2 protein-coding genes are annotated in these 3,088 nt (G+C 61.4%); both read right to left on the bottom strand.

What is annotated here, in order from left to right:
• A partial coding sequence (gene pheT / locus HMPREF0308_RS05080) for a phenylalanine--tRNA ligase subunit beta (RefSeq protein WP_005529339.1) occupies positions 1 to 2,095 on the bottom strand: 2,095 nt, incomplete at its 3' end.
• A gap of 30 nt (positions 2,096 to 2,125) precedes the next feature.
• Positions 2,126 to 3,088, bottom strand: a 963-nt coding sequence (gene pheS / locus HMPREF0308_RS05075; RefSeq protein ID WP_005529337.1) for a phenylalanine--tRNA ligase subunit alpha, incomplete at its 5' end; no start/stop codon positions are given.

Genomic DNA, 3,088 nt, shown 5'->3' with positions numbered 1-3,088 from the left:
CACCGTCGACGACTGCCTTCACCGCAGCGCAACGGCCCGGGTGCCAAGGCAGCTCCTCGGCAGCCTCCAGCTCGATCTCGACGCCAGCCGCACGAGCAACCTGACGAGCAGACTCAATAGCATCGGCGTAGGTAAAGGCACGACCCTCGCCCCACGGGCCTTCATGCTCGATGTTGCCGGTAGCTACGGTCGCGACATGGAGCGGCTGCTCTGGGAGGGATTCGCGCAGTTCCTTGACCACATCGTCTGCTGGACGCTGCTCAACGGACGGCATCGGCGAAGAATCCGCGCGCTTGAAGGAGACCTGCTGCAGACCAAACAGTGCCAGATCTGCACGGCCACGTGCGACGTTACGACCGATGGCTTCTAGCATGTTCGGCAGCAGGGTCGTGCTCAAGATGGCCTTGTCAGACTCCAGCGGGTTCTGCACGGAAACAGTGCGGCGGCGGTCGTCGTCCGCGTCCAATCCCCATACGTCAAACGTGTCGTTGGCGATGAACGGAGAAGGCAGAACCTCGGCGTAACCGGCATAGGCCAAGCCATGACCGATGGCGCGGCGACGCTTCTGAGCCGGGGTGAGTCCGCGACCGCCGACTGGGGTCGGAAGAATCGTCGGAATGTCCTCGAGGCCCTCGAGACGCAGGACTTCCTCAATCAGGTCGACATCCATGGTGATGTCGGTACGCCAGGTAGCTGGGGTGACCAGCAGGTTCTCCCCCTGCTCTTCCACGGTGCAGCCCACCTCGCGCAGACGCTGCACGATAGTCTCGCGGGAATACTCCACGCCCGCGTATTCGCTTGGCTTGCTAGCCCGCATGGTGATCTGCTGCGGCTTGGCGACGTCGCCCACAAGGGTACGGCCGGACTCGATGGTGCCGCCAGCAATCTCGACGAGCAAAGCGCAAGCAACGTCGAGCGCAACCTCGACGATGGCTGGGTCTACGCCGCGCTCGAAGCGGCGGGAGGCCTCCGAGGAAAGCTTGTGGCGGCGAGAGGTACGCGCAACCGTGATTGGGTCCCAAATAGCGGACTCGAAGTACACATCAGTGGTCTCGTCGATAATTTCAGTGGACGTACCACCCATGACACCAGCCATGGACTGGATGCCATTGTCATCGCAGATGACGACGTCGCCGGCGGAAAGGGTGCGCTTGACGTGGTCCAAGGTCTCGAACTTCTCTCCCTCTTCCGCATTGCGCACTACCAAGCCACCCTTAACGAGGTTGGCGTCGAACGCGTGCATAGGAGCGCCCAGCAGCAGCATCACGTAGTTGGTGACGTCGGTAGCCGGGTTGACGGCACGCTGGCCGGACAGCATGAGCTCGCGTTCCATCCAGAATGGAGTGCGAGCATTCGGGTCGATGCCGGAAACCTTGCGCAAACCAAAGCGCTGGGCCTTGGTCTCCTCACGCAGGTCAATGTTGATGAGGCCCCCCTCCGGTGTGGGAACACCAGAAACATCGATGCCTGCAACGGACGGGTCCTGCGCAACGTCAGCAAATTCGAGGTTGAAAGCCGAAGCAATCTCGCGAGTCAGGCCACGTGCCGAGAGCGCGTAGCCACGGTCCGGGGTGATGTTGACGTCGAATACGGTGTCAGCCAAGGCGATGAGCTTGCGGGCATCCTGGCCGATGTACTGACCGTACTCCTCTCCGAAGGTGATGATGCCATCGGACTTCTCAGCGAACCCGAGCTCCGCGGCGGAGCACAGCATGCCGTTGGAGATGTGATCGTAGGTCTCGCGGGCAGCAATCTTGAATCCACCCGGCAACTCGGCACCCGGCAGCGCCACGACGACGTGATCGCCGAGACGGAAGTTGCGAGCGCCGCAGATGATACCCTGCAGCTCACCGGTGCCGTTTGCGTCACCGACGTTGACCTGGCAGTAACGAATGGGCTTCTTAAATTGGGTGAGCTCCTCGATTTCCTCCACCTTGCCGATGACCAGCGGGCCGGTGGTCTCTGGGAGATTCTCGTAGCCTTCGGTCTCGAAACCGACGCGGACGTATCCGGAGTCCAGTTCCTCTGGGGTTACTTTCCAACCGGGGTTCTTAGCGCCAAGCAGTCCGGTGACCCAGCTCTGGGAAATAAGCACCGTTTTCTTCCTGTCCTTTCTGGGTTCTTCTTATGCCTGTACGCCGAATGGCAGGGTGAAGCGAACGTCGCCCTCGACCATGTCTCGCATGTCGGTAAGGCCATTGCGGAACTGCAAGGTGCGCTCGAGGCCCATACCGAATGCAAAGCCGGTGTACTCCTCTGGGTCAACGCCCACTGCGCGGAGGACGTTCGGGTTGACCATGCCGCAGCCGCCCCACTCGATCCAGCCTGCGCCGCCCTTCTTGTTTGGGAACCAGACATCGACCTCGGCAGAAGGCTCGGTGAACGGGAAGTAGTTGGTGCGCATGCGGGTCTTGGTCTCAGGGCCGAACAGGACCTTGGCCAAGTGGTCCAAGGTGCCGCGTAGATGAGCCATAGTCAGGCCCTTGTCCACTGCGAGTCCCTCAACCTGGTGGAATACCGGGGTGTGCGTAGCGTCGAGTTCGTCGGTACGGAACACACGACCTGGGCAAGCAATGTAGAGCGGAACATCGCGGTCCAGCATGGTGCGTACCTGTACAGGAGAAGTGTGGGTACGCAACACCTGCTTTGAGCCTTCAGTCGAGACATGGAAGGTGTCTTGCAGGGTACGTGCTGGGTGATCCGGCTTGAAGTTCAACGCATCAAAGTTGAAGTACTCCGCCTCGACCTCAGGACCATCGGCGATTTCCCAGCCCATGCCGACGAAGATGTCGGCGATGCGCTCGGACAATGCCGTAATTGGGTGAAGAGCACCGGTCTGGGCGCGGGTGGTGGGGATGGTGACGTCGACGGTCTCGGCAGCGAGCTGAGCCGCACGAGCCTCCGCCTCAAGAACAGCCTGAATCTCCGCGTAGCGCTTCTCGACGCGACCGCGCGCCATGTTGACGTTACGGCCAGCGTCCTTGCGCTGATCCTTAGGCAGGCTGCCGAGCATCGTGCGAGCTTGTGGGATATAGCCCTGCTCACCGAGGTGCTCACGGCGAGCCACCGTCAGCTCATCGAGCGTGGT

It is taken from the genome of Corynebacterium striatum ATCC 6940 (assembly GCF_000159135.1).
GTDB lineage: Bacteria > Actinomycetota > Actinomycetes > Mycobacteriales > Mycobacteriaceae > Corynebacterium > Corynebacterium striatum.
Note: the sequence above shows the minus strand (reverse complement) of the source record. Positions and strands in the feature narration are given on the sequence as shown.